This is a genomic window from Pararhodospirillum photometricum DSM 122, assembly GCF_000284415.1.
In the GTDB taxonomy this organism is placed as follows: Bacteria; Pseudomonadota; Alphaproteobacteria; order Rhodospirillales; family Rhodospirillaceae; genus Pararhodospirillum; species Pararhodospirillum photometricum.
This window is the reverse complement of record NC_017059.1, coordinates 996624-1018780: the sequence shown is the minus strand read 5'-3', so window position 1 is coordinate 1018780 and position 22157 is coordinate 996624. Positions and strand designations below refer to the sequence as shown.

Genomic DNA, 22157 nt, shown 5'->3' with positions numbered 1-22157 from the left:
CGCGCCCTGTGTGGCCGGTTGGAAGTCGCCGATATCGGCATCTCGCCCGCTGTCCTCGACGTCTTAGCCCCCGATACCTTCATCAACGCCCCGGGCCTGTGGACGCTGCCCCGCCCGCCCCGGCTCGGCCACAAATACCAGCGCGGCCATGTGGTGGTCGTGTCGGGTCCGCGCCTGACCGGCGCGGCGCGGCTGGCTGGCCGGGCGGCGCGCCGGGCCGGGGCCGGGCTGGTCACCCTGGCCGGCCCCCCCGCTACCTTACCCCTCTTGGGCGCCGACCAGCCGGGAGCCTTGCTGTGGGACCTGGAGCACGACGGCGACCTCGCCGCCTTGCTCGGCGATCCCCGCCGCTCGACCTATGTGCTGGGGGCCAGGACGAGGCCGAGGCCTGGCGACCACCGCCGAGGCCCTGAGCTTGGCCGCCAGCGATCGGGGCGTGGTGCTCGACGCCGACGCCCTGACCAGCCTCGCCGGCCAACGCGCCGCCTTGGCCGCCGTGGCCCGACCGGCCTCCTGCGTCCTGACCCCACACGACGGAGAATTCCAGGCCCTGTTCGGTGATCTCGCCGACCTACCCGCCGACCGCCTGGGCCGAGCCCGCGCCGCCGCCCGTGCCGCCCAGGCGGTGGTGGTGCTCAAGGGGCCCGATACGGTGATCGCCCATCCGGCGGGCTTGGCGGCCCTCACCCTTAACGCCCCGCCCGATCTGGCGACCGCCGGCTCGGGAGATGTTTTTGGCCGGCATCATCGCCGCCCACCTCGCCCAGGGCTTGCCCGCCTTCCCGGCCGCTGCCGCTGCCGTCTGGCGCCACGCCGAAGCGGCCCGGACACATGGACCCGGCCTGATCGCCGAAGATCTCGCGGAGGCGCTAACAGCAGGCTTTTAAGGAAAGGAGGGGCCTGGACCTCGGCCGGATCCCTCTTCTTAAACGGGCTCTCACGCCCTCATTCCCCTTGCCTTGATGACACCGGCGGACCTTGACGTCCCCCCCCGCCGCGCCTAAGGTCCCCCCCGTTACAAGGAAACAGGTTCCCCGGTCCAAGTCCTCCGGGGATTAAAAGGGAACTCCGGTGCGGCCCAGACGGACCAAAGCCGGGACTGCCCCCGCAACTGTGAGCGGCGAGCGCTCTTCCCAGACGTGCCACTGGCCCTTGGGCCGGGAAGGCGGGAAGAGAGCCCAGACCCGCAAGTCAGGAGACCTGCCGTTTCCGATCCGTGCCATTCTTCCGGGCGGGGTGTCCCGGGGACGCGGGACCAGTCCGGTGGGCGCCCGCGAGGGAGACCCGTCTTTTCCGGCAGGGCCCTCCCCATCGATTCCCACGTCTCCCGGATCATCCAGGGAGAAGAGTTTCATGCACATCATGGAAGGCTACCTACCGCCGCTCCACGCCGCGGCCTGGACAGCCGCCGCCGCGCCCTTTGTCATTGCCGGCGGCCTCAAGGTTGTGCGCGTGGTCCGCGACCACCCCGAAAGCCGGCTGTTACTGGCGGCGTCGGGGGCGTTCACCTTTGTTTTGTCGGCGCTCAAGATGCCCTCGGTCACCGGGAGCTGTTCGCATCCCACCGGGGCGGGGCTGGGCACGGTGTTGTTCGGCCCGGCGGTGATGACGTTCTTGTGCTCCATTGTGCTGCTGTTCCAGGCGCTGCTGTTGGCCCATGGCGGCCTGACCACGCTGGGGGCCAACATCTTTTCCATGGGCATCGCCGGCCCCTGGGTGGGTTGGCTGGTGTGGAAGGGACTGCGGGGCCTCAACGCCCCCTCCGAACTGGCGGTGTTCGCCGCCGCCGCGTTGGCCGATCTGGCCACCTATTGCGTGACCTCGGTCCAGTTGGCGTTGGCGTTCCCGGATCCGGCGTCGGGCTTTGCCGGGGCGGCGGTCAAGTTCCTGGGCGTGTTTGCCGTCACCCAGGTGCCGCTGGCCCTGGTCGAGGGTCTGCTGACGGTGGCCATCATGAACCGCCTCGCGCGCTACAGCACCGAGGACCTGCGCACTCTGGCCCGCATCCGCTAAGGAGCCTCCCGATGACCTTCTTGCGCGACAACCGCATTATCTTCGCCTTAGTGGTGGGAATTCTTCTGCTGCCCTTGCTGATGCCCAGCCTGAAGGACGCCGAGTTCTCCGGGGCCGACAGTCAAGCCGAGGGCGTGATCACCGCCCTTGCCCCCGACTACCAGCCGTGGTTCGAGTCGCTGTGGGAGCCGCCAAGCGGCGAGATCGAGAGCTTGCTGTTTGCCCTTCAGGCCGGTCTTGGCGCCGGCATCTTGGGCTACGTGTTGGGCTTCCACCGGGGCCGGGCCGGCAAAGACCACACCACGGGGCGCGATGACTGATCTCTTCGATCGCGCGGCCCATGCCAGCCGATGGGCGCGCCGCGGCGTGGGCGGCAAGACCGTGCTCGTCGGGGGGCTTTTGGGGGTGGCCTTGGCCGCCCCTGCCCCCTGGGGTGCGCTTTTGGTCCTCCCCACGGCCCTTGCCCTGGCCCTGGGGCCGGCGGGGGTCTCTCCCCGAATCCTTTTGGTGCTGTTGGGGGCTCCAGCGGGCTTCCTGCTGCTCTCGGCGCCTGTATTAGCCGTTTCCCTCGACTGGACGGCGGGGGGCTTCTGGCCTCAGGTGCATCTCATCCCCGATGGCCTGGGATCGGCGCTCTTGCTTGGGGTCCGGGCGCTGGCGGGGACGGCGTGTCTCGCCTTGCTGGCGCTTACCACCCCGTTACTCGACCTGATCCGGCTGCTGGCCCGCCTGGGACTGCCGCCGGCCCTCATCGACATCACGGTTTTGACATACCGGCTTGTTTTCCTCCTGGGGGACAGCGCGTTGACCGGGGTTCGGGCCCAAAGTGCCCGCCTGGGTCACGACGGCTTTCACCGCTCCTTGCGGTCGTTGTCATGGCTGGGGGCGGGGTTGCTGGTGCGTACCATGGAACGGGCGCGGCGCCTGGAGCGGGGGTTGGCTGCGCGCGGGTTCGACGGCGCCTTGCCACCCCTAGCCCGGGGGCCGGCGACCCGGGGCGCCGACTGGAGCTTGGCCTTTGGCCTGCCGTTGGCCCTGGCCGCCGCCGCCTTGGCCCTGGAGTTTGGAGGACCGTCCGTGCTGGCGGCGGTCCAGGGAGGTTTCCTGCCATGAGCCCCGCCTTGCTGCTTGAAGCCCGGTCGCTTGTTCACACCTATCCCGGGCGCGACACCCCCGCGCTGGATGGCCTGTCGCTTGGCGTCGAGCGGGGGGAACGGCTGGCGTTGCTGGGCCCCAATGGCGCGGGCAAGACCACCTTGCTCTTGCACCTCAACGGCTCCTTGCGTCCGCAAGACGGGGAGATCCGCTTGGCGGGCGAGCCCCAGGGCTATGACCGCGCCGCCCTGCGCCGCTGGCGCTCGCGGGTGCAACTGGTGTTGCAAGAACCGGACGATCAGCTTTTTGCCGCCTCGGTCAGTGAGGACGTGGCCTTTGGGCCGCTCAATCAGGGACTGGACGAGCGCGAGGCCGAGGAGCGGGTGGCCCGGGTGCTGGAGGAGTTCTCCTTGAGCGCCCTGGCCGACCAGCCGCCGCATCTGCTCTCGCATGGCCAGCGCAAGCGGGTCGCAATGGCGGGGGCGGTGGCCATGCGCCCGGACATCCTGATCCTGGACGAGCCCACCGCCGGCCTGGATGCCTCCGGGCAAATGGAGATGCTGGCCGCCTTGGAGCGCCTTAACGACGACGGTACCACCTTGGTCTTTTCGACCCACGACGTGGACCTGGCCCACGCCTGGGCCGACCGGGTGGCGTTGTTTGCCCAGGGGCGCATCCTCGCCCTGGGGCCGGCGCAAAGCGTGCTGCGCGATCCGGCCTTGCTGCGGGCCGCCGCCTTGCAGCCGCCTATGGTGGTCCGCCTGACCCATGCCTTGCAGGCGGCGGGCTGGCGCGATCCTGAGACGACGCCGGCCCGTGATGTCGAGGCGTTGGCCCGGCGGCTGACTCCTGAGAGTTTGGTGGTGCGCTAACAAGGAAGGCTGGGGAGGCCCGCCTCCCCAGCCTTCCTTCTAAAGCGGCGCCAAGGCCACCGCCCCCGTGCGAAACAACAAGCTCTGCAACGAGTCGAGGGGCATGGGCCGCCCTAATAGATAGCCCTGCAAGGCATCGACCCCCAAGCTGGAGAGCAAGGCGGCCTGCTCGGCGGTTTCCACGCCCTCGGCCACCACGCGAGCGTCCAGGTCGTGGGCCATGCCGGTGATAGCCCCAACCAGGGCCTGGGAGCGGACATCCTTTTCCATGGCCACCACGAAGGAGCGGTCGATCTTGAGGGTGTCGATACGAAACGCCATCAGGTAACTGAGGGCGGAATACCCGGTGCCGAAGTCGTCGATGGCGATGCTGACCCCGAGCGCGCGCAGGGCCTCCAACTGGCCCAGAACCTCGGTCGAGGGATGGAGCAACACCCGTTCGGTGATCTCGATTTCCAGCCGCCGGGGATCGAGGGCATGGCGCTCCAGCAGGCCCTGAATCTGGGTGGACAGGTCCTGCCCGAATTGTTTGCTGGAAATGTTGACGGCGATGCGAAACGCCCCACCCCCGGAGACCTCCAGGTTAGCCAGATTGCGGCAGGCCTCTTCCAGCACCCAGGAGCCCAGGGCCAGAATCTGCCCGGTTTCCTCGGCCACATCAATGAACTCGGCCGGAGACACCGGCCCCAACTGGGGATGACTCCAGCGCAGCAAGGCCTCGGCCTTGGTCATGCGGCCGTCCCGCGCGGCAAAAATCGGCTGGTAGAGCAGCGAAAGACTGCCATCGCGCACGGCGGAGCGCAGGCCGGTTTCGATCATCATGCGCCGGCGCGAGGCTGATTCGACCTCCGGGGTAAAGAAATGGAAGCCGTCGCGCCCGTTTTCCTTGGCCAGATACATAGCGGCATCGGCGTTGCGCATGAGAATCTGGGGACTGGTCCCGTCACCGGGCCCAAGACAGATCCCGATACTGGCTGACACATAGATGTCGCGACCGTCCACGGTGAAGGGCTGGCGAGCCACCTCAAGCAAGCGCCCCGCCACCACGGTGGCTTCGCTCGGTTTGTGCAACCCGGGAGCCACCACCAGAAACTCGTCCCCTCCCAGCCGGCCCAAGGTATCCTGGGGCCGCAGCACCGCCGAGAGCCGCGACGCCGCCTGCTTCAAGAGGACGTCGCCGGCGTTATGGCCCAAGGTGTCGTTCACCTGCTTGAACCGGTCGAGATCCATGAACATGACGGCAACACGGTGGCTCTCCCGCCGGGCCACAGCCAAGGCGGTGTTGAGGCGATCGAGCAAAAGCTGGCGGTTGGGCAGGCCGGTCAAGGGATCGTAGTTAGCGCGGTGGAACAGTTCCTCCTCGATCTCCTTTTTTTGCGTGATATCATCTTTGACCGCGACAAAATGGGTAATCTTCCCCTCTTCGTTCTTGATGGGCGAGATGGTGGCGCGCTCCCAATAGAGCGTGCCATCCTTGCGCCGGTTATGGAACTCGCCTCGCCATTCACGCCCCGAGGCGATGGTCTGCCACATATCGCGGTATATTTCGGCGGGCACCCGGCCAGACTTTAACATGGCGGGGGTGCGGCCCAACACTTCTTCCGGGGTATAGCCGGTGATCTGGCAGAACGCGGGATTCACATATTCAATCTGGCCCTGAGCGTCGGTAATCACCACACTGGCCGAACTTTGCTCCACGGCGCGCGAGAGCTTGAGCAACGAGGCTTCATGCCGGCGCTGCTCGGTGACATCCACAAAGGTGACGACGGCCACGGGATCGCCATCGCGCGGGCGCGACCGGCCCTCCCCCAGCAACAAGCCGATCACCCCCTCGCGCCAGGACCGCGCCGTCGCCGACATCGGGCCCGTCATCAAGGAGCAGGTGATCTCCACCGCCAGGACAACACCGTCCTTGCGGCGAAACCACGCCGACACAGCGCAAGGGGCCCCGACCTCTTGAACCCGATGCACCGGGCAGTCCTCAAGAGGCCCCGGCGAGGGGTCGCCATCGCCGCAGGCATGGAACATCTCGTGGGCGGACTGGCCCAAAACCTCGGCTTCGGTGAAGCCCAAAAGACGGCACGCGGCGACATTGACCATGACCACGCGGCCGGCCCGATCGACGACATACAAGCCCTCGCCCATGGTGTCTGTGACGGTCACCAAGCGCCGACGTTCCCGCTCGGCGCGAATCCAGGTCTGACGCAAAACCAGGGCCACCCCCCCAGAACCACGATCAACCCCAGGCCAATCGCCAAAACAAGAACGGCCTGCGTCCACAACGCGGCACGCTCGGTGCCGGGCCAGAAGCCGGTCATCAGCCCGATCGGTGTCCCCTCAAGATCAAACAAGGGCAGCAACGCAATCACCCCGGTGACGTCGGGGCCGCCATCCACAAACAGGGCAAACGCCTGCCCCCGCGCGAGGCCGGCGCTCAGGGCCTCGCGCGGGGCCCGGGCCAGCGCCTCTTCGACGAGGCCCCCAGGATCACGCAGGCCAAAATGGCCATCATCCAAACCACCGCCCCCCGGCGGAGGAAGCTCCCGCACAAACGAAGGGCCCAAGCTGGACGGAGCAACGCCGGGACTCCCGGGAGGCACGGCGGCGCCCACGGCCGAGCCATTCAGCACAAGGTCAAGGGCGACCCCGGGCAGGCTCAAGGCCAGGGATTTGAGCACAACCGCGCGCGAGAGGCTGGTGTCCAAATAGCCCACGCGCTCGCCCTCGTCTTCCAGAACATGGATCATGCGAAAGAGGGCAAAACGATCACCGGCCTCGAACCCCCACACCTGCCCGCGGCTTTCCAAAGCCCGCAAAACAGGCAGCCCCAGCGGCCTTTGGTCCACCGGGCTTCCCAGCGGCAACAGCAAGCCTCCCCGGGCATCGCGCAAGCTGAGGCCGCCATAGCCCTGGCCCTGCAAGGCGGTCTGACGGCTCTCTAGCAAAGCGTGCAAGGTTCGGGTGGCCTCGTCGCGGGCGCCGGCGTCGCTCGCGGTCAGACGCGACACCAAGTCCAACGTGCGGTCGTCGCGCAGCAGCACGGATTGCAGCACCCGCCCCCTGGAGACAAAGCCCTCCAGCATGGCAGCCGCTCCCGTGTGCAACAACTCAGTGCGGGCGTTCAACAAATCGGCCTCGCGCCGGCTGGTTTCGGCGACAACCGTCCAGGTCACCAGGAGGGCAAGCAAGACAAAAACCACGACCAGCCGCATGTTCCCCCCTCGGGCCCATCATAACGCCCCACTCGCCCGAGAAAAGGTCTGCCTTTGTCTCGAAACGCCCCGCGTCAGAAAATCTCGGCGGAGACTACCTGATCTGGCGCCGGCCGGACATGGGGGGGGAAAAATAAATCCAAAGGTGGGGGTAAGAGGAAGGCTGGGGAGGCGGGCCTCCCCAGACCCCTCATTGCATTGGCCCTGCCGCCGAGGCGAAAGTCCCAGGAACGGAGGGGTCTGGGGACTCTGACCAAATATGCTTCCACATTTTGACATCGGAGTATCCCTTTGCCGAAAGAGTTGCATTGATTTGAGGTTCATCTATTTCAGAGTTGTCTGATGGAATAATTTGCAACGACGATTCTGAAGAAGAGGTTCCTTCACTTGTTCTTAAAGCCCAGTGCTTCACCCTCATTAAAAGAGTTTTCCCCATTCCCTTTGTTGCAATTATTAAGTTTATTCTGTCTGATTCCAAAAATTTTTGAATCTTTGTATTGATATAGATTCCTTCCTTACTGATCACTCTGTGATCGTGTCCATCTGACGGCCACCAATCATCTGTACCCATGACGGGCTCCTCCTGCAAAGAAGACAATGGATCGAATAGAATGCCCTTAAAAGTTAGGCTATCTTTAAGGCGGAATGACATCAACCAGTATCGCGATGGATATCAAAATATCAAACCTTTAGTTGTTTCTGTGGTGAAAAAATCTAATTGAACATGTTTTTTGGTGCGCTTGCGATGGGATGCGTGGGTTGAATCTGGGGTATGGCATGACTTTTGCTAAACGTTAGACTGCTAAGTATGGCTCCCTAGATCAATTTTTAAGAAACCAGTAAATCTTTGATTGTTTTTTTGGGGTTGAAAATTTTGTCTTATGCAGGCGACTCACCTCCTTCTGCGAGGTTCCCGCCCCCCAGTTTTTCTATTATCCCGTATATGCGACCTTGCGTTGGGTCATGTTCCCAAACGAAGACGCCATCACCCGTCTGATCAGCGCCATCCTCACTTGAGCCGAATGACGAATGGGCCGTCCAGAGAGCCTGCTCCATGACCTTGGAATCCATCGCACTCTTCGGCGTTGATCCCATCAACGGCTTGCTGCTCGTCGCGGCAGCCTGATCAAACCGGCCAAGCCCGCCGGAGATCAAACGGCGAAACCGCGGTTACACCACTCAACAGGACACGATCCTGGACAGGAACAGACGGTGGGCCTCCATCTCCAGCGCCACCGCCCCTAGCGCGACGTTGTCGCGGGCAAACACACCCAGTCCCCTATTTTTGTTCTACCCGCCCCACAGGGGATTGCCTGCCCAGGTGCGATAGGCGTCATCCTTGGTCAGGGCTGGATTGTCGCATTCCTGGATCACAGACACATCGGCGAGGAAAGGCTCCAAAACCTGCCACTTCCTATGCAAAGCGCCATTACAATCCCCAAAAATTTTTGTTAAAAATATTTTTTATTATAACTAAAAAAAGAAGGGGGTCTGGGGCATCGCCCCAGGCGGGGTCCGGGGCGGCAGCCCCGGGTTACCCGACTGAGCGGCAGCCCCCGTCCCCGACCTCAGCCACCGCCGCTCGCAACAAGACGCGGCGCGCACGGCGAGAGCAGGCTCACCCGAACCGAGACACCAACCCGTTGGGCGCCGCCGCCCAGCATCACGCCCTTGACCGGGCTCACGTCTTCAAAGTCGCGTCCCCAGGCCACGGTGATATGCTCGCGCGTTACCACCTTGTCGTTGGTGGGGTCGAGGCCGATCCAGCCGCCGTTGGGGGCGTTGGGACAGGGCACGAACAGGGCCACCCAGGCGTGGCTGGCGTCGCCCCCTTCCAGGGCTGGTCCGCCCTCGGGAGGGTGGGTGAGAATGTAGCCGCTCACATAGCGGGCGGCCAAGCCCATGGCGCGAAAGCACGCAATCTGGAGATGCGCGAAATCCTGGCACACCCCACGCCGATTGCGCAGAACCTCGGCCAGGGGGGTGGCAATGGTGGTGGCGCTGGGGTCGTAGGCAAAGTCGCGATGAAGGCGCCGGGTCAGGTCGAGGCCGGCTTCCAGAATAGGTCGCCCCGGAGGAAAGGAGGGCCGCGCATACTCGGCGACCGCCCCCAAGGTGCGAACATAAAAGCTGTCGTGCAAGACGGTGCAGGCATCCAAGGTGTCGGCGCCAAACCCCCGTCGCAGGCGCTGGGCCACCTCTTCCCAGGGCGGGGTGTCGGCCGGATCGGGCAGGTCGGGGGGATGCACCCGCACGCGGCAGCGCGAGATGATGGTCAGGGCCTCGTGCGGGCGCGACAGGGAAAAGCTGGTAACGGTGTTGCCGAAGTAGTCGGTGCGCTCGGCACGGATTTCGGGCAGCGGCGAGGCCCGCAGCTCGGTTTCGATCACGTCTTGGGTGGCGAAGGAGCGCGGCCGCAAGTGAGCCGAGTGGTGAGAGACCGTCACCCCCTGCGAGTAGTTGTAGGTGGTGATGTGCTCGACGTCATACAGCACCGAGGTCCCGCTCACGACGCGCCTCCTTCCGCCAAGGCGTCGGACGGCGAGGCGGGGCCGATCTCGGGACGGCGCTCGGCATCGCGCGCCGCCAAGGCCGCCTCAAGATCGGGGTGCCCGGCCATCTCCGGCCGGGTTTCCAGGGCGTGGGCGAAATAGTGCAAGGTCAAGACCCCATTCAGATCGGCGAGTCCCTGGCGAACCCGGGCCAGCCACGCCCCCAGCGCGATCTGGCCATCGGGGGGGGCGATGTCGAGAGACACCTTGCTGGGATCAAAGGTGCGCACATCGGCCAGCAGGCGGGCCATGCAGCGCTGCTCCTCGGTGGGCAGGCCGAAGGCGTGGTCGGGGGAAAGCTTGGCCATGTGGCCCTCCAGCCGGACCAACTGGTAGGCCAGCGAGCGCGGATTGCTTTCGTCCGAAACCAGCAGGTCCAAGGTCGGCGCCAGCCCGGGCGGGGCCAGATAGCGCGAGCGATAGGTCATGATGGAATCGGAAACATCCAGGGCCACGTCGAGCGCCGGACCGACATCGCCCTCATCGACCATGATCAGGCCGGTCAGCAGGTCCAACCCATGGGTGGCCCGCTCCAGCCGCCGTCCGATGTCGAGGAAACGCCAGCTCAACGCCTGGGTCATGGTGTCGAGGGCGAGGCCGCCCAGAGCCAACAAGCCCATGATCAGGCTTTCCAGGGCACTTTGCGGGGTTTCCAGGTCCAGCACCCCGGTTTCGGGCGGGGCGACCAGAGGAATGCGGTTGATCTGGGCCACGGCGCGCCAAGTATCGTTGGACAGGCGATCACGCACCGACACCGCCGTGCGCCGGGTGTTGGCCAAGGTGGCGGCAAGGCCCAGGGGCTGGCTGGGATCGGCATTGAGCCGCAGCACGGTACGCAGGGCCTGCTCCTGGGTGGCAGCGTCGCTATAGTCGGTGGTGAGAGGCAGATGGCCCAGGAGCGCAAACAAGGAGAGCACCACGGCCAGTTCCGGCTCGCCAAAGCCGGTTTCGGCGGCCACCACGCAGGCCTTGCGCAAGAGGCGCACGGTGTCCTCGCCGCGCTCGGCGTAGCGACCCAGCCAGCAGGTGTTGTCGGCGACGCGCGAGGGCAGATCGCGCAGGCCCCGCCGCGGGGTCTCGTCGCGGGTGCCGCGCACCGTGATCACGGCGGGCGCGGGGGTCTCGCTCAACACCCAGGTGTCCTTGGTGCCGCCCCCCCGGGTCCGCCCGACGCGGCCAGGGGCGATGCCGGGGGCGGGGCCGACGCGGGCAAGGCCGCCTGGCATGACGGCATAGCCGTCGCCATCGGCGACCAGATGCACCCGCAGCACCAGCGGCAGGGGATGGAGCCGCCCGTCGTGCCAGACCGGGACGGTGGAGAGCGGCACGGCCTCCTGGCCGACATAGCTCCAGGGCCGGGCGTCGAGCCGGCGCAACACGGCGGTGCGGGCCGCATCGTCGAGACTGTCGCCGGCGATGGGGTCGGCGCGGACGTTAAAGGCCGGGCGAAGCACCAGGGACTCCAGGTGGTCGCGCACGTAGGTCTGTTCGCGCTCTTGCCCGCACCACCACGTGGCAATAGAGGGCATGAGCAGATCCTCGCCCAGCAGGCGCCGGCACAAAGCGGGCAGGAAGGGCTTGAAGGCCGGGGCTTCGGCTACCCGGGCCCCCAGCGCGTTGGCAATGGTCACGGTGCCGGCGTGGACCGCCCCCACCAGCCCGGGCACGCCCAGGGTGCTGTCGCCGCGCAGCTCCAGAGGGTCGCAATAGCTGCCCTCATTGAAGCGCACAATCACGTCGATGGGCTTCAGGCCTTCCAGGGTCTTGAGATAGACCCGGTCATCGCGGGTGGTCATGTCCTCGCCCTCGACCAGGGTCAGGCCGAGATACCGGGCGAGATAAACGTGCTCGTGGTGGCTTTCGTTGTAGGGGCCCGGGGTCCACACCACGATCAGGGGGGCCTCGACCGGGCGGGGCGCCAGCCGGGCCAGGGCTTCGCGCGCCTTGCCGAAAAAGGGCGCGAGGCGCTGGACATCGAAGGCGCGGTAGATCTCGGGCAAAACGCGCCCGACGATCTGGCGGTTTTCCAGGGCATAGCCGGCCCCCGAGGGGGTCTCGGTACGGTCGTCGATCACCCACCACAAGCCATCGCGCGAGCGGGCCAGATCGGCGGCATAAAAGTGCAAATAGGTTTTGCCCGGGGGCCGGGCCCCGTGGAGCGGCCGCAGGAAGCCGGCGTTGGCGTGCAGCAGGGCCGGGGGCAACTGGCCTTCGTTGAGCAGGTGGTGGGGGCCGTAAAGGTCGGCGAGCACGGCGTTGAGCAAGGCGGCGCGCTGGACCAGGGCACGCTCGATGAAACGCCACTCGCGCGGCTCCACGAGCAAGGGAATGGGATCGAGCGCCCACGAGCGCCCGGTCTCGCCGGTGCTGTCGGGATCCACGGGCACATCATGGGCCAGCCCGGATTCCCGCAACAGCCGCAGGCCCCGATCCCAGCGCCGCGACAGTTCGTCGGGCTCCAAGGCGGCAAGACGGGTCATGAAGGGCTGCCAGCGCGACCGTACCCTGCCCTCGGCATCGACCATTTCGTCGAACCCCTCGGGCATGGGATACGGCAACGGGGACAGTGCCCCCTGGGGCCGGGCAACTGTCGGGCTGGAACGCATCGGAGATCTCCGCAAAGGCTCCCGGAGGCCTCGGCCCGTTGCCGAAGAAACGGGCCAATTCCCCCAAGAAAACCCGTTAATTATACCCCGTCGCCTTGAAAAACCCAAAAGAAAGGATCGGAGGGGTCGTGGGGAGGCCGCGCCTCCCCAGCTTTCTTTCTTTCCGACGCCCTCCCCTCCCCTCTAGGCCCCTATCGGACGGCGCAGGTCCAGAGTCAGCGGGAACGCCGGGTTGATCTCAGCCGGCGGCGTCACCATCGGCCCCGCGGTATGGCCGATGGCGAAGAACCGGGCAAGACGCCGGCTTTCGGCCTCGTTCGCGTTGATGGGAACCACGTCATAGGACCGCCCCCCCGGGTGGGCCACATGATAGACGCAACCACCCATCGACCGTCCGTTCCAGGTGTCGAGCAGGTCGAACACCAGGGGAACATGCGGGGCGACGGTGGGGTGCAAGCAGCGGGACGGACACCACGCCCGATAGCGAACCCCCGCCACGCTTTCGCCCGGCGTGCCGGTGGCCGTCAGGGGCAGGCGCCGGCCATTGCACGTCAGGACATGGCGGCCGGGGATCAGGCCCTGGGTGCGGATCTGGAGTCGCTCGACCGAACTATCAACGAAACGCACCGTGCCGCCCGGACCCGGATCCTCCCCCACTGACATGCCAGGGCTCCAGGGCGTGGCGGACCTCGATGTCCACGCCCCCGTGATGCACCGTGCCATAGGTGGGGAAACGGAACGCGAGATGGGGAGCGAACCATGCGGGATCGAAGGGATAGCCCGCCCGAGCCATGTCGGCCAACAGATCGCGCAGATCCTGCTCCACATAATAAGGCAGCATGAAGCGATCGCGCAGGGCATGGCCCCAAGGGACCAGGGGCGCGGTGAACGGCGTCTCCCAGAAGCGCGCGATCAGGGCCCGCAACAAGAGCTGTTGCACAAGGCTCATGCGCGCATGCGGCGGCATCTCGAAGCCGCGGAACTCGACCACGCCCCAGGCGGCCGGCCGGCCCGGTCCGGGGAATAGAGCTTGTCGATGCTGATCTCGGTGCGGTGGGTGTTGCCGGTCACGTCGATCAACAGATCGCGCAAGATGCGGTCCACCACCCAAGGGGCCACCCCCCCGGCCTCGGCCTGGGCCCGGGTGGGCAGGAGGTCGAGGGCCAGGGCGACATCGTAGAGGGTTTCGTCGCGGGCCTCGTCCAGGCGCGGCGCCTGACTGGTGGGGCCGATGAACAGGCCGCTGAACAGGTAACTGAGCGCCGGGTGCCCCTGCCAAAAGCGAATCAGGCTGCCCAGCAGGTCGGGCCGGCGCAAAAACGGGCTGTCGGCGGGGGTAGCGCCGCCCACCACCAGATGGTTACCGCCTCCGGTGCCAACGTGGCGCCCGTCGATCATGAACTTTTCCGTGCCCAGCCGGACATGGCGGGCCTCGTCGTAAAGGGTCTCGGTGATGTGGACCAACTCATCCCAGGAGCCGGCGGGATGGACGTTGACCTCAATCACTCCCGGGTCTGGCGTCACCTTCAGCACGTTGACCCGGGGATCGTGCGGCGGCGGATAGCCCTCCAAGATCACCTGAACGCCCAGGCGCCGGGCCGTGGCCTCAACGGCTTCCACCAACTCGATATAGTCCTCCAGGGCCTCGGCGGGCGGCAAGAAGACGTGCAGCCGACCCTGGCGGATCTCGCCACACACGGCGGTGCGCACCACCCCCCGGCCGGCGGCCGCGGCCAGGGGCTCCTGGTCGGGCAAGGAGGTCTGCTCGGCCTGGGCTTGCTCGGCTGGGGATTTTGCGGCTTGGGCTCGCGCGTGGTCGGCCGGGAGACGGCGTTGCAAGCGCGGCGCCGGCAACGGCGGCAAGGGGCCGCGCGGCACAAAGGGATCGACCGGGAACAAAAACGGATACTGGGTCGCCGACAGATGAGGCAGGCTCTCCAGCGGCAGCCGCAGGCCCATCACCGAATCGCCCGGGATCAGGTAGCATCGCCCCTGGCGGAACTGCCAGATTTCGGTGAGCCAGCGCGGCGCGTGGGCCGGGCTGTTCCAGCGCTGAACGGGCAGGACATAGCCGACCGGGGTCTCCAGACCACGCTCCAGGGCGCGGGCCAGCCGGGCGCGGGCCAGGGGATCCTTGAGCCGCTCGTCGCCGGGCTCCAGGTTGATGGGCAAGCGGCGTTCCTCGGCCATCATCTGCCAGGGATCTTCGAAGGCCGGCTGCACCGCTACTGGATCCACGGCCAGGGTCTCGGCAAGCGCCGTCATGAAGGCGCCGGCGGCGTCGATGGCGTGGGCGCCGGGCTGGGCCGGATCGCCCAACACCTCGGGATCTTGGACCAGCGGCACACCATCGGTTCGCCAATAGAGATGATGCGCCCAGCGCGGCAGCGGCTCGCCGGGGTACCATTTTCCCTGGCCGAACAGCATCAGTCCCCCGGGCGCGAAGCGGTCCTTCAGGCGGTGCAACAGCACGGTCGCCAGCCGCTCCTTGGTCGGCCCGACCGCCTCGGTGTTCCACTCCGGGCCGTCCATGTCGTCAACGGACACGAAGGTTGGCTCGCCGCCCATGGTCAGGCGGGTGTCGCCGTCCGTGAGGCGCCGGTCCACCGCGTGGCCCAGATCGAGGATGGCCTGCCATTGGGCCTCGGTATAGGGCTTGGTCACCCGCGGCGTTTCATGCAGACGCCGGACCTCCATGGTGAAGTCGAAGGTCGTCTCGCACGGCTCGACCCCGCCCGATACCGGCGCCGCCGAGGGCGTATCCGGGGTGGCGGCCAGGGGGATATGCCCCTCGCCGGCCAGGAGACCACTGGTCGGGTCCAGCCCCACCCAGCCGGCCCCGGGCAGATACACCTCGGTCCAGGCGTGCAGGTCGGTGAAGTCGGCGCTGGGTCCGGCCGGGCCATCGAGCGGCTTTTGGTCCGGGGTCAACTGGATCAGGTAGCCCGAGACAAAACGCGCGGCCAACCCCAGATGACGCAAAATCGCCACCAGCAGCCAAGCCGTGTCCCGACACGAGCCGCTGCCCAATCTCAGGGTTTCCTCGGGGGGTTGCACCCCGGGCTCCAAGCGCACGAGATACTTGATCTCGCGCTGGAGCCGCGCATTGAGATCGACCAGAAAATCAACGCAGCGCCGGGGCTCGCGCGACACCGTAGCCAAAAAAGCGCTCAGGCCGGGCCCCGCCGCAACCGGCCGGCGATAAGGCGCCAGTTCCTCGGCCAAATCTTCGGGGTAAGTAAACGGGTAGCGCTCGGCGTCGGGCTCCAAGAAAAAATCAAAGGGATTATACACCGCCATGTCGGCCACGAGATCGACCGTGACGGCAAAATGATCAACCTTTTCAGGAAAAACAACGCGGGCCAGCCAGTTCGCGTTGGGATCTTGCTGCCAGTTGATAAAATGCGGCTTGGGTGAAATCTCGAGACTATAGGACAAAACGCGCGTTCGACTGTGCGGGGCCGGTCGCAGGCGAATCACCTGGGGCGTGAGAGAAACCCGCCGATCGTAGGTGTAGACCGTGCGGTGGGTCAGCGCGACATGGATGCTCATGGAAACCCCGAACGCCAGAGGAGTGCCTATCGTAGAAGCAGGACCCGGGAGCGTGCAAGCACGGCAGCCAGAATCGAGGGGTCTGGGGAGGTCGCGCCTGCCCAGCCGTCTTTCTTCACCGCTTCCCCCCGGCCTCCTCGACGCTAGCGAGACCGGCCGGAGCCGTGTACACTTCCGCCGCCACAGAAAGGAGAAGCTCGCCGTTCTCAAAGGAAGCCTCTCCTGGCGCCATCATTCCCCGTAAAAAACAAAAAGGCCGACCCACGGCCACAGGGAGGGACGGGTATGTACACCGAAACGCATCTCGATTTGGGCCGAACGTTTGCCGTTCGCCTGATGCAGCATCTGGTGGTGCCCACGTTCGTTTTGGATGCGACACGGCGCGTTGTCATCTGGAACCGGGCCTGCGAGCGCCTCACGGGGGTGGGCGCCCCCGAGGTCCTGGGCACCCGCGACCACTGGCGCGCCTTTTATGACACCCCGCGCTACTGTCTGGCCGACACTTTGATCCTGGGACGCACCGAGGAACTCACCCGGCTTTACGACAGCCACACCGTGCCCAGCGACAACACCTTGGGCCTCAGCGCGGAAAACTGGTGCGTGATGCCCCGGGCGGCCAAGCGCCTGTATCTGGCCATCGACGCCGGCCCCATCTTCAGCGAGGACGGCACCTTGATTGCCGTCGTTGAGACCTTGCGCGACATGACCGAGCAGAAACTGGCGCAAATGGCCCTGCACAGCTTGGCCAACCGCGATGGCCTGACCGGTCTTGCCAATCGCCGCGCCTTCGACACGGCCATCGTCGCCGACTGCCAGCAGGCCCAGCGCGACACCACCGCGCTATCGGTCTTGCTGGCCGACGTGGACCACTTCAAGGCCTACAACGACACCCACGGCCACCAAAAGGGCGACGAGTGTTTGCGCACGGTGGCCCAGGCCATCGAGGCCCAGATTTTCCGCCAGGGCGATCTGGCGGCGCGTTACGGGGGCGAGGAGTTCGCCATCTTGCTCCCCAATGTCGATCTGGCCGGCGCCTTGCAGGTGGCCGAGCGGGTCCGCGCCGCGGTTGAAGCCCTGCACCTGCCCCACGGCGGACGCCCGGACGGCGGCCCTGTCACCTTGAGCATCGGCGCCGCCTCGGGGGTGCCCTGGGATGGCCCCGATATCCTCATCGCCACCGCCGACGAGGCCCTCTACACCGCCAAGCGCGCCGGGCGCAACCGCGTGGTCGGCAATGCCGTGACCCGGCCCACCTTGGTTGAGGAGTTGTATGAGGCGTAACGGGAAGGCTGGGTGGGGGCGATGATCATGACACGGTTATCCAGGCGGTCGAGAAGGGCGGCAAGGTCGCCAAGGCCCGGGGCGGCCCCGCTCCACAGGGCGGGCGGTACCGAGAGTCTGACATCGTCGCCCTCGTTGTCCAATCGGAGCGGGCGCAAGGTCGGCACGCGGTCCAGGGCGTCACGCAGCAACACCGTCAGGTACTCGGTCGCCGCCGCCCGAGGCTGGGACCGGGCGCCGATATTGGCGTCGGCACGGGCCGGAGTCTTTTCAAGACGGATCGGGGCGTCGGCGCGCGTTGGCAAGACGGCCAATGCGTCGGGCATGGGGCCCGCAGTCTCCAGGCTCGACATGGAAAACAACAAAACAAAAAATCCAAAGAGCAGCAAAACCAGATCGACGAACGTCACCATCCAGATGCCCCCGGCCGATTTGCCCGAGGCCACGGATCCGGCCGACACGGCCTGGAGATCGGCGTCGCGGTCGTCGAAAATACTCATGGCAGGCCTCCTCCCTCGCCGCGCCGGCGAAAGGTGAAGACCACGGTGTCCAAAGGCCCGGGACCCAGGCCGGCGCTGATCATGCCAGGGCCTCCCCCCAGGGCATGGGCCAAGCGGCCCAAGGTGGCGGCCCGACGCACTTCCAAGCTGGTGGGGTCGGGCATGGTGGCGTCAGAGGCGCCGCCGGTGGCGACAACAATCTCCATGGCCCGGGGCGGGGCCGCTGAGGCCGGGGTCAACGCGGCCACCAAGCGGGCCAGGAACGCCTCGCGTCCGGGCCGCAAGGCGTCGGTGCCTTCCAAAAACAGGGCGTCGGTGCGAAACGAGGCCTGAAGAACGTCGCCCGCCGTCAAGGTTTCCACGTGGGCGGCGGKGATCTCGGCGCGAAAGAGGTCGCCCACGTCCGGGGGGGTGACCTCACGATCGCTCCCCAGAACCGGTCCCGTTTGGCTGGGGGCCGGAACGCCCGCGCCGCGTGCCCCAAAGGTTTTGGCCACCGAACGGACCGCTGCCTGGGTGCGATCGCCCATTGGGGTGGCGAGACTGCACAGGGCAATGAAAAAAGCCAGCAGCAACAGGTAAACGGAAAGGAAAAGCGACTGGGCTCCTCCCAGTCCTCCGCCCCGTTCGCTGCCGTCCCCCCGCCCGTCCATCGCCTTGTTCCTTGCCCCCTTTCCTGGGGAAACGTCGATATGATGCCTGTCTGCGGGTCGTGCCCCAGGAGATCCCTTCCGGGAAACTATGGAGACGACCCCTGAAGGGAATGTTAATTCGTTGCGCGCCCAGAGCGAGAGTCTGGGAAAAGCTGCCTGAAAATCAATCCCCGTTCTTGTTGCTCAAGAAAATTCACAGGTCCTCCTCGCCATCGGGCCGACCGCGAAAGCCTTGGGCGATGACATACACCTCGGGCGATTCCGCCCGGCTGCTCGCCGGCTTGGCATGACGGACCGACTCGCAGAGCTGTTTCATGCGGGCCAGCAATGCCCCTTCGGTCCCGCCTTGGAAGACTTTGCAACAAAAGGCTCCGCCCGGGGCCAGAACGCTTTCGGCGAAGTCCCACGCCATTTCGGCCAGAGCCATGACCCGCAGGTGGTCGGTCTTACGATGCCCGGTGGTGGGGGCGGCCATGTCGGAGAGCACAAGGTCGGCCGGGCCGTTGAGGGCGGTCTTGAGCAGATCGGGCGCGTCGTCGGCGGTGAAGTCGTGGGTCAGGCAGTGGGCCCCGGCCACGCCCTCCCAGGGCAGGATGTCGATGCCGACCACGCAACCTCGGCCGCCGTCGAGCAGGCGGGTGCGCTCGACCACCACCTGGGTCCAGCCACCGGGCGCCGCCCCCAAGTCTACCACCCTGAGGCCCGGGCGCAGCAGATGAAAGCGGTCGTCGAGCTCCATGATCTTGAAGGCCGCCCGCGAGCGCAGTCCCCGTCGCTTGGCCTCCTGGACATAGGGGTCGTTGAGCTGGCGTTGTAGCCATTGGGTGGAGGAGTTCGAGCGGCGGCGCGCGGTGCGCACCTTGACGGTCAGATCGCGGGCCACGGTGGGCGCGCTCACGCCGCCCCCCTTCGAACGACCGGAAGAGGACGGCGGCTTACGCGAGGACATGGGAGATCTCCCTGGGACGCATGGAAGGAACGGCCGTATCGGCGGCGTGCATCAAGTCAAGCAACAGGCCTTCGCGGATCCCCCGATCGGCCACCCGGAGATCGGGGACCGGCCACAAGGACAAGATGGCCTCTAAAATAGCGCACCCGGCCAGCACAAGGTCGGCGCGGTCGCGACCGATGCACGGGTGGGCGATGCGATCGGCCGGGGTCATGGCCAGAAGGCGCCGGCCCACCGCGCGCACATCGGCCACCGACAGGGTCAGCCCGTCGATGCGGGCCCGGTCGTAGCGCGGCAGGTTGAGAGCCACCGCGCCGGCGGTGGTAACCGTGCCGGAGGTGCCCAGCATGGACAAGGCGCCCCCAAACACGTGCTCGCGCATGGAGTGGGCCCGGTCAAAGGCCACCAGCCGGGCGCGGACATGGGCCACGATGTCGGCGTGCAGCCGCTGCGACAAGTGCCCGCCGCCCACCGCCTCGGCCATGGTGACCACGCCCAGCGGCAGGCTTTCCATGGCGCGGATGCCCCCCAGGCGCGGCCCGTGGGCACTGGGCGTGACTTCGGCCAAGGTCAGCTCGGTGGAGCCGCCGCCGATATCGAACACCAGGGTAAATGGGGTGTCGGCGCGCAACAAGGGGGCGCAGCCGGCCAGGGCAAGGCGGGCTTCCTCGTCCGGCGGGATGACCTCCAGGCTCAGGCCGGTTCGCTCGCGCACCCGCTCCAAAAAGGTCTCAACATTGGTTGCCGCGCGACAGGCGGCGGTGGCGACACAGCGCGCGGCCCGGACATCGTGGCGTTGAAGGCGCTCGGCGCAGACTTCCAGGGCGCTCAAGGTGCGCTCCATGGCCCCCTCGCCCAGGGCTCCCGATGCGTACAGGCCCTCGCCCAGGCGGGTGATGCGGGAAAAGGAGTCCACCACGCGAAACCCCGTCCCCTTGCGTTGGGCAATCAGGAGCCGACAGTTGTTCGTGCCCAGATCAAGGGCGCCATACACATCCCCCGGGGACCGCGGTCCCGGCGGGAAGGGGGGGCGCACGCGGCAAGACGCAGTCGGAAGGGGCACTCCAACTCCTGGGCCAAGGGAAAGGGCGACGGGGAAGGCGGGCCGGGAGCAGCCGGCACGACCTTGCATTTTACCCTCGTTGTTCATGGCGATCCAAGAGGCGTTTTTCGACGCTCTCGCGCAAAAAAGCATTTGCATTCCCCGGCCTGCGTGGTAAACGTCTGGCCCTCGCGACGAGGCATCCTTCCGGTAGAACATCTTCCGCTGGAATACGGTCCCTTAAAACGAGATCYCTGGTGGGGGATAGTTTAACGGTAGAACTGCGGACTCTGACTCCGTCAGTCCTGGTTCGAATCCAGGTCCCCCAGCCACTTCCCGTGAGGGTCTTCGGGCCCTTGACGGGCAGGATACAAAAAAGTCCCTGGTGGGGGATAGTTTAACGGTAGAACTGCGGACTCTGACTCCGTCAGTCCTGGTTCGAATCCAGGTCCCCCAGCCACTTGAAGCCCCGCCCGGTGCCGCCCGGCGGGGTTTTTCGTTGTTGGGGCTGGGGAAGGCGGTGGCGCGCCCTGGGCAGGACGCGCCGCACCGGGATCAGGCGCCGCGCACGGCCGCTTCCGCCTCGGCCAAAAGGCGCTCCAGCTTGATGCGCAGGCGCCCCTCGGTCATGTCCACGCCTTTGGCCGTCAGGTCGGTCAGGACCCGGGCGATCAGGGTGTCCTCGCCGTTGGGGGCGAGATCGGCCTCGACCAGGGCCAAGGCGTAGGCGTCTGCCGCGGCGGCCTCAAGGCCCAGTTCGCCGGCCGCCCACAGTCCAAACGCTTTGTTCCGGCGGGCCGTGGCCTTGAAGCGCAGTTCCTCGTCCAGCCGGTGTCCGGTTTCCATCGCCCGCTCACGGTGGGTGAAAGCATCGCTCATCGTGTGTTGTTCCCTGGATTCATCTATTGGTTGCCACTGGGGCGTGATGATTACCTGGACACGCGGGTTTGGCGCCGGCGTGCCGGGCCGGTTATAGCGCTTGCTCCCTTTCCCGGGTAGTCCCAAACTCCCGCCCCGGCTGGGGGCCCGCGCGCAGACAACGAAGAGGATAAGGCCATGTGTCTGGTGGTGGTCGATTGGTGTCCGGGGGCTCCGTGGCCCCTAGTCCTGGCGGGCAACCGCGACGAGCGCCGCCAGCGCCCTTGGCGGGGTCCGGCGCGACACTGGCCCGAGCAGCCCGAGGTGCGCGCCCCGCTTGACGATGTGGCCCTGGGCACCTGGATTGGGGTGAATGACGACGGGGTGATGGCGTGTGTGGTCAACCGACAGGGCACGTTGGGTCCCGAGGACGGGCGTCGCTCGCGCGGCGAGTTGGTGCTGGAGGCCTTGGGGCACGCGGATGCCAGCGAGGCCGCTCAAGCCTTGCAAGCCCTGGACGGGCGAGCGTATCGGCCGTTTTCGCTGATTGTGGCCGACAACCGCGATGCCTTCTGGCTGCGGCACGCCGACCCCTCGGGGCGGGCGCCGGTCCAGGCCTTTCCCCTGCCGCCCGGCCTCTGCGGGCTGACGGCCCGTGACCTGAACGACACTCGCGAGCCCCGGCTGGCCCGGGTGTTGGCACGCTTGGGCACGACGCCTCGGCCCGATCCCGACCACGGTCTGGCCGCCTGGGAGGGCTGGGTTGCCGCTTTGGGCGATCGCGTCCCGGCCACCCCGGGGCAGCCGGACACCGCCGCTTGTTTCATGACCGACGCGGGCTTTGGAACCTTGTGCACCACCTTGGTGGCTTTGGCCGCGCCGGAGCATCCGGCCGGGCCTGTCCAGGGGTGGTTTGCCCCGGGGCCGCCGGATACCTGCGCTTTTGATCCGATCGCCTAGGGGACTGTCGGT

The 22157-nt window shown here is 66.7% G+C and carries 20 protein-coding genes, 2 tRNA genes, 2 pseudogenes and 1 riboswitch; of the genes and pseudogenes, 11 read left to right on the top strand and 13 right to left on the bottom strand.

The genetic code is table 11. The features are described from left to right. Positions 1-358: 358 nt before the first annotated feature. The 6 genes and pseudogenes from RSPPHO_RS21680 to RSPPHO_RS04425 all read left to right on the top strand — a co-directional run. A pseudogene (locus RSPPHO_RS21680) lies at positions 359-673 on the top strand (NAD(P)H-hydrate dehydratase); the annotation flags it as partial. Between the two features lie 61 nt (positions 674-734). Continuing rightward, complete coding sequence (locus RSPPHO_RS21675) at positions 735-887, top strand: hypothetical protein (RefSeq protein WP_339325416.1); 153 nt, start codon at positions 735-737, stop codon at positions 885-887. A 126-nt stretch (positions 888-1013) separates the two neighbouring features. Further along, a riboswitch (cobalamin riboswitch) is annotated at positions 1014-1218 on the top strand. A 135-nt stretch (positions 1219-1353) separates the two neighbouring features. Then, a complete protein-coding gene (locus tag RSPPHO_RS04440; protein ID WP_041794174.1) occupies positions 1354-2013 on the top strand; it encodes an energy-coupling factor ABC transporter permease in 660 nt (219 codons plus the stop codon). Between the two features lie 11 nt (positions 2014-2024). After that, complete coding sequence (locus tag RSPPHO_RS04435; protein ID WP_014414075.1) at positions 2025-2333, top strand: energy-coupling factor ABC transporter substrate-binding protein; 309 nt, start codon at positions 2025-2027, stop codon at positions 2331-2333. Next, on the top strand, positions 2326-3126 hold the full coding sequence (gene cbiQ, locus RSPPHO_RS04430) for a cobalt ECF transporter T component CbiQ (protein WP_051013655.1): 801 nt from the start codon (positions 2326-2328) through the stop codon (positions 3124-3126). Before RSPPHO_RS04435 ends, cbiQ begins: the two co-directional genes overlap by 8 nt. Beyond that, positions 3123-3980, top strand: a complete 858-nt coding sequence (locus RSPPHO_RS04425; RefSeq protein ID WP_041794172.1) for an energy-coupling factor ABC transporter ATP-binding protein — start codon at positions 3123-3125, stop codon at positions 3978-3980. Before cbiQ ends, RSPPHO_RS04425 begins: the two co-directional genes overlap by 4 nt. Positions 3981-4019: 39 nt before the next feature. On the opposite strand, the gene RSPPHO_RS04420 is transcribed toward RSPPHO_RS04425, so the two are convergent. From RSPPHO_RS04420 to RSPPHO_RS19705, 3 genes are all read right to left on the bottom strand, one after another. Beyond that, positions 4020-6200 carry a sensor domain-containing protein gene (locus tag RSPPHO_RS04420; protein WP_242390567.1) on the bottom strand — a complete coding sequence of 727 codons (2181 nt, stop codon included), beginning with the start codon at positions 6198-6200 and terminating at the stop codon, positions 4020-4022. Next, the gene (locus RSPPHO_RS19710; RefSeq protein ID WP_014414071.1) at positions 6140-7192 is read right to left on the bottom strand and encodes a hypothetical protein; all 1053 of its coding nucleotides are present in this window, start codon (positions 7190-7192) and stop codon (positions 6140-6142) included. The genes RSPPHO_RS04420 and RSPPHO_RS19710 overlap by 61 nt, the downstream gene beginning before the upstream one ends. Positions 7193-7382: 190 nt before the next feature. Next, entirely contained in the window at positions 7383-7763 is a 381-nt protein-coding gene (locus RSPPHO_RS19705) for a hypothetical protein (protein ID WP_157879086.1), read from the bottom strand. Positions 7764-8155: 392 nt separating this feature from the next. On the opposite strand from RSPPHO_RS19705, the pseudogene RSPPHO_RS19700 reads away from it, so the two are divergent. Beyond that, positions 8156-8318, top strand: a pseudogene (locus RSPPHO_RS19700) (IS256 family transposase); the annotation flags it as partial. A gap of 442 nt (positions 8319-8760) precedes the next feature. On the opposite strand, the gene RSPPHO_RS04415 reads toward RSPPHO_RS19700, so the two are convergent. The 5 genes from RSPPHO_RS04415 to RSPPHO_RS04405 form a co-directional block, all read right to left on the bottom strand. Next, complete coding sequence (locus RSPPHO_RS04415; protein WP_014414069.1) at positions 8761-9702, bottom strand: transglutaminase family protein; 942 nt, start codon at positions 9700-9702, stop codon at positions 8761-8763. Beyond that, complete coding sequence (locus RSPPHO_RS04410; RefSeq protein WP_081581644.1) at positions 9699-12350, bottom strand: circularly permuted type 2 ATP-grasp protein; 2652 nt, start codon at positions 12348-12350, stop codon at positions 9699-9701. The genes RSPPHO_RS04415 and RSPPHO_RS04410 overlap by 4 nt, the downstream gene beginning before the upstream one ends. Positions 12351-12533: 183 nt before the next feature. Then, entirely contained in the window at positions 12534-13013 is a 480-nt protein-coding gene (locus tag RSPPHO_RS21670; RefSeq protein ID WP_339325400.1) for a transglutaminase family protein, read from the bottom strand. Next, positions 12964-13299, bottom strand: coding sequence for a transglutaminase family protein (locus RSPPHO_RS21665; RefSeq protein ID WP_339325399.1), 336 nt, complete (start codon positions 13297-13299; stop codon positions 12964-12966). The genes RSPPHO_RS21670 and RSPPHO_RS21665 overlap by 50 nt, the downstream gene beginning before the upstream one ends. Continuing rightward, the gene (locus RSPPHO_RS04405) at positions 13296-15902 is read right to left on the bottom strand and encodes a transglutaminase family protein (RefSeq protein ID WP_339325398.1); all 2607 of its coding nucleotides are present in this window, start codon (positions 15900-15902) and stop codon (positions 13296-13298) included. Before RSPPHO_RS04405 ends, RSPPHO_RS21665 begins: the two co-directional genes overlap by 4 nt. A 285-nt stretch (positions 15903-16187) precedes the next feature. Between RSPPHO_RS04405 and RSPPHO_RS04400 the strand changes: the two genes are divergently transcribed. Continuing rightward, on the top strand, positions 16188-17183 hold the full coding sequence (locus tag RSPPHO_RS04400; protein ID WP_014414064.1) for a sensor domain-containing diguanylate cyclase: 996 nt from the start codon (positions 16188-16190) through the stop codon (positions 17181-17183). Here the strand turns inward: RSPPHO_RS04400 and RSPPHO_RS04395 are convergent. The 4 genes from RSPPHO_RS04395 to RSPPHO_RS04375 form a co-directional block, all read right to left on the bottom strand. Continuing rightward, a complete protein-coding gene (locus RSPPHO_RS04395) occupies positions 17096-17683 on the bottom strand; it encodes a flagellar motor protein MotB (RefSeq protein ID WP_051013652.1) in 588 nt (195 codons plus the stop codon). The genes RSPPHO_RS04400 and RSPPHO_RS04395 overlap by 88 nt on opposite strands. Further along, positions 17680-18336 (bottom strand): hypothetical protein, encoded by a 657-nt coding sequence (locus RSPPHO_RS20865; protein ID WP_014414063.1) that lies wholly within the window; start codon positions 18334-18336, stop codon positions 17680-17682. Before RSPPHO_RS20865 ends, RSPPHO_RS04395 begins: the two co-directional genes overlap by 4 nt. Positions 18337-18529: 193 nt before the next feature. Beyond that, the gene (locus RSPPHO_RS04380; protein ID WP_014414062.1) at positions 18530-19285 is read right to left on the bottom strand and encodes an RlmE family RNA methyltransferase; all 756 of its coding nucleotides are present in this window, start codon (positions 19283-19285) and stop codon (positions 18530-18532) included. Further along, positions 19272-20348 carry a Ppx/GppA phosphatase family protein gene (locus RSPPHO_RS04375; RefSeq protein ID WP_242390566.1) on the bottom strand — a complete coding sequence of 359 codons (1077 nt, stop codon included), beginning with the start codon at positions 20346-20348 and terminating at the stop codon, positions 19272-19274. The genes RSPPHO_RS04380 and RSPPHO_RS04375 overlap by 14 nt, the downstream gene beginning before the upstream one ends. A gap of 237 nt (positions 20349-20585) precedes the next feature. Here RSPPHO_RS04375 and RSPPHO_RS04370 point away from each other — a divergent pair. Together RSPPHO_RS04370 and RSPPHO_RS04365 are read left to right on the top strand one after the other, a co-directional pair. Continuing rightward, positions 20586-20659: transfer RNA gene (locus RSPPHO_RS04370), tRNA-Gln, on the top strand. A gap of 54 nt (positions 20660-20713) precedes the next feature. Beyond that, positions 20714-20787: transfer RNA gene (locus RSPPHO_RS04365), tRNA-Gln, on the top strand. 95 nt (positions 20788-20882) lie between these two features. Here the strand turns inward: RSPPHO_RS04365 and RSPPHO_RS04360 are convergent. After that, positions 20883-21206 (bottom strand): DUF1476 domain-containing protein, encoded by a 324-nt coding sequence (locus tag RSPPHO_RS04360; RefSeq protein WP_041794163.1) that lies wholly within the window; start codon positions 21204-21206, stop codon positions 20883-20885. Between the two features lie 177 nt (positions 21207-21383). Here RSPPHO_RS04360 and RSPPHO_RS04355 point away from each other — a divergent pair, with 177 nt between their 5' ends. Further along, positions 21384-22145 carry an NRDE family protein gene (locus tag RSPPHO_RS04355; RefSeq protein WP_014414058.1) on the top strand — a complete coding sequence of 254 codons (762 nt, stop codon included), beginning with the start codon at positions 21384-21386 and terminating at the stop codon, positions 22143-22145. The last annotated feature ends 12 nt before the right edge of the window (positions 22146-22157 follow it).

Coding starts and splice junctions, on each gene's coding strand:
- RSPPHO_RS04410 (WP_081581644.1), bottom strand. CDS start 12,350: ATGCGTTCCAGCCCGACAGTTGCCCGGCCCCAGGGGGCACTGTCCCCG.
- cbiQ (WP_051013655.1), top strand. CDS start 2,326: ATGACTGATCTCTTCGATCGCGCGGCCCATGCCAGCCGATGGGCGCGC.
- RSPPHO_RS04380 (WP_014414062.1), bottom strand. CDS start 19,285: ATGTCCTCGCGTAAGCCGCCGTCCTCTTCCGGTCGTTCGAAGGGGGGC.
- RSPPHO_RS04425 (WP_041794172.1), top strand. CDS start 3,123: ATGAGCCCCGCCTTGCTGCTTGAAGCCCGGTCGCTTGTTCACACCTAT.
- RSPPHO_RS21665 (WP_339325399.1), bottom strand. CDS start 13,299: ATGAGCCTTGTGCAACAGCTCTTGTTGCGGGCCCTGATCGCGCGCTTC.
- RSPPHO_RS19710 (WP_014414071.1), bottom strand. CDS start 7,192: ATGCGGCTGGTCGTGGTTTTTGTCTTGCTTGCCCTCCTGGTGACCTGG.
- RSPPHO_RS04400 (WP_014414064.1), top strand. CDS start 16,188: ATGTACACCGAAACGCATCTCGATTTGGGCCGAACGTTTGCCGTTCGC.
- RSPPHO_RS04405 (WP_339325398.1), bottom strand. CDS start 15,902: ATGAGCATCCATGTCGCGCTGACCCACCGCACGGTCTACACCTACGAT.
- RSPPHO_RS04360 (WP_041794163.1), bottom strand. CDS start 21,206: ATGAGCGATGCTTTCACCCACCGTGAGCGGGCGATGGAAACCGGACAC.
- RSPPHO_RS04395 (WP_051013652.1), bottom strand. CDS start 17,683: ATGAGTATTTTCGACGACCGCGACGCCGATCTCCAGGCCGTGTCGGCC.
- RSPPHO_RS04435 (WP_014414075.1), top strand. CDS start 2,025: ATGACCTTCTTGCGCGACAACCGCATTATCTTCGCCTTAGTGGTGGGA.
- RSPPHO_RS04355 (WP_014414058.1), top strand. CDS start 21,384: ATGTGTCTGGTGGTGGTCGATTGGTGTCCGGGGGCTCCGTGGCCCCTA.
- RSPPHO_RS04440 (WP_041794174.1), top strand. CDS start 1,354: ATGCACATCATGGAAGGCTACCTACCGCCGCTCCACGCCGCGGCCTGG.
- RSPPHO_RS21670 (WP_339325400.1), bottom strand. CDS start 13,013: ATGTCAGTGGGGGAGGATCCGGGTCCGGGCGGCACGGTGCGTTTCGTT.
- RSPPHO_RS19705 (WP_157879086.1), bottom strand. CDS start 7,763: ATGGGTACAGATGATTGGTGGCCGTCAGATGGACACGATCACAGAGTG.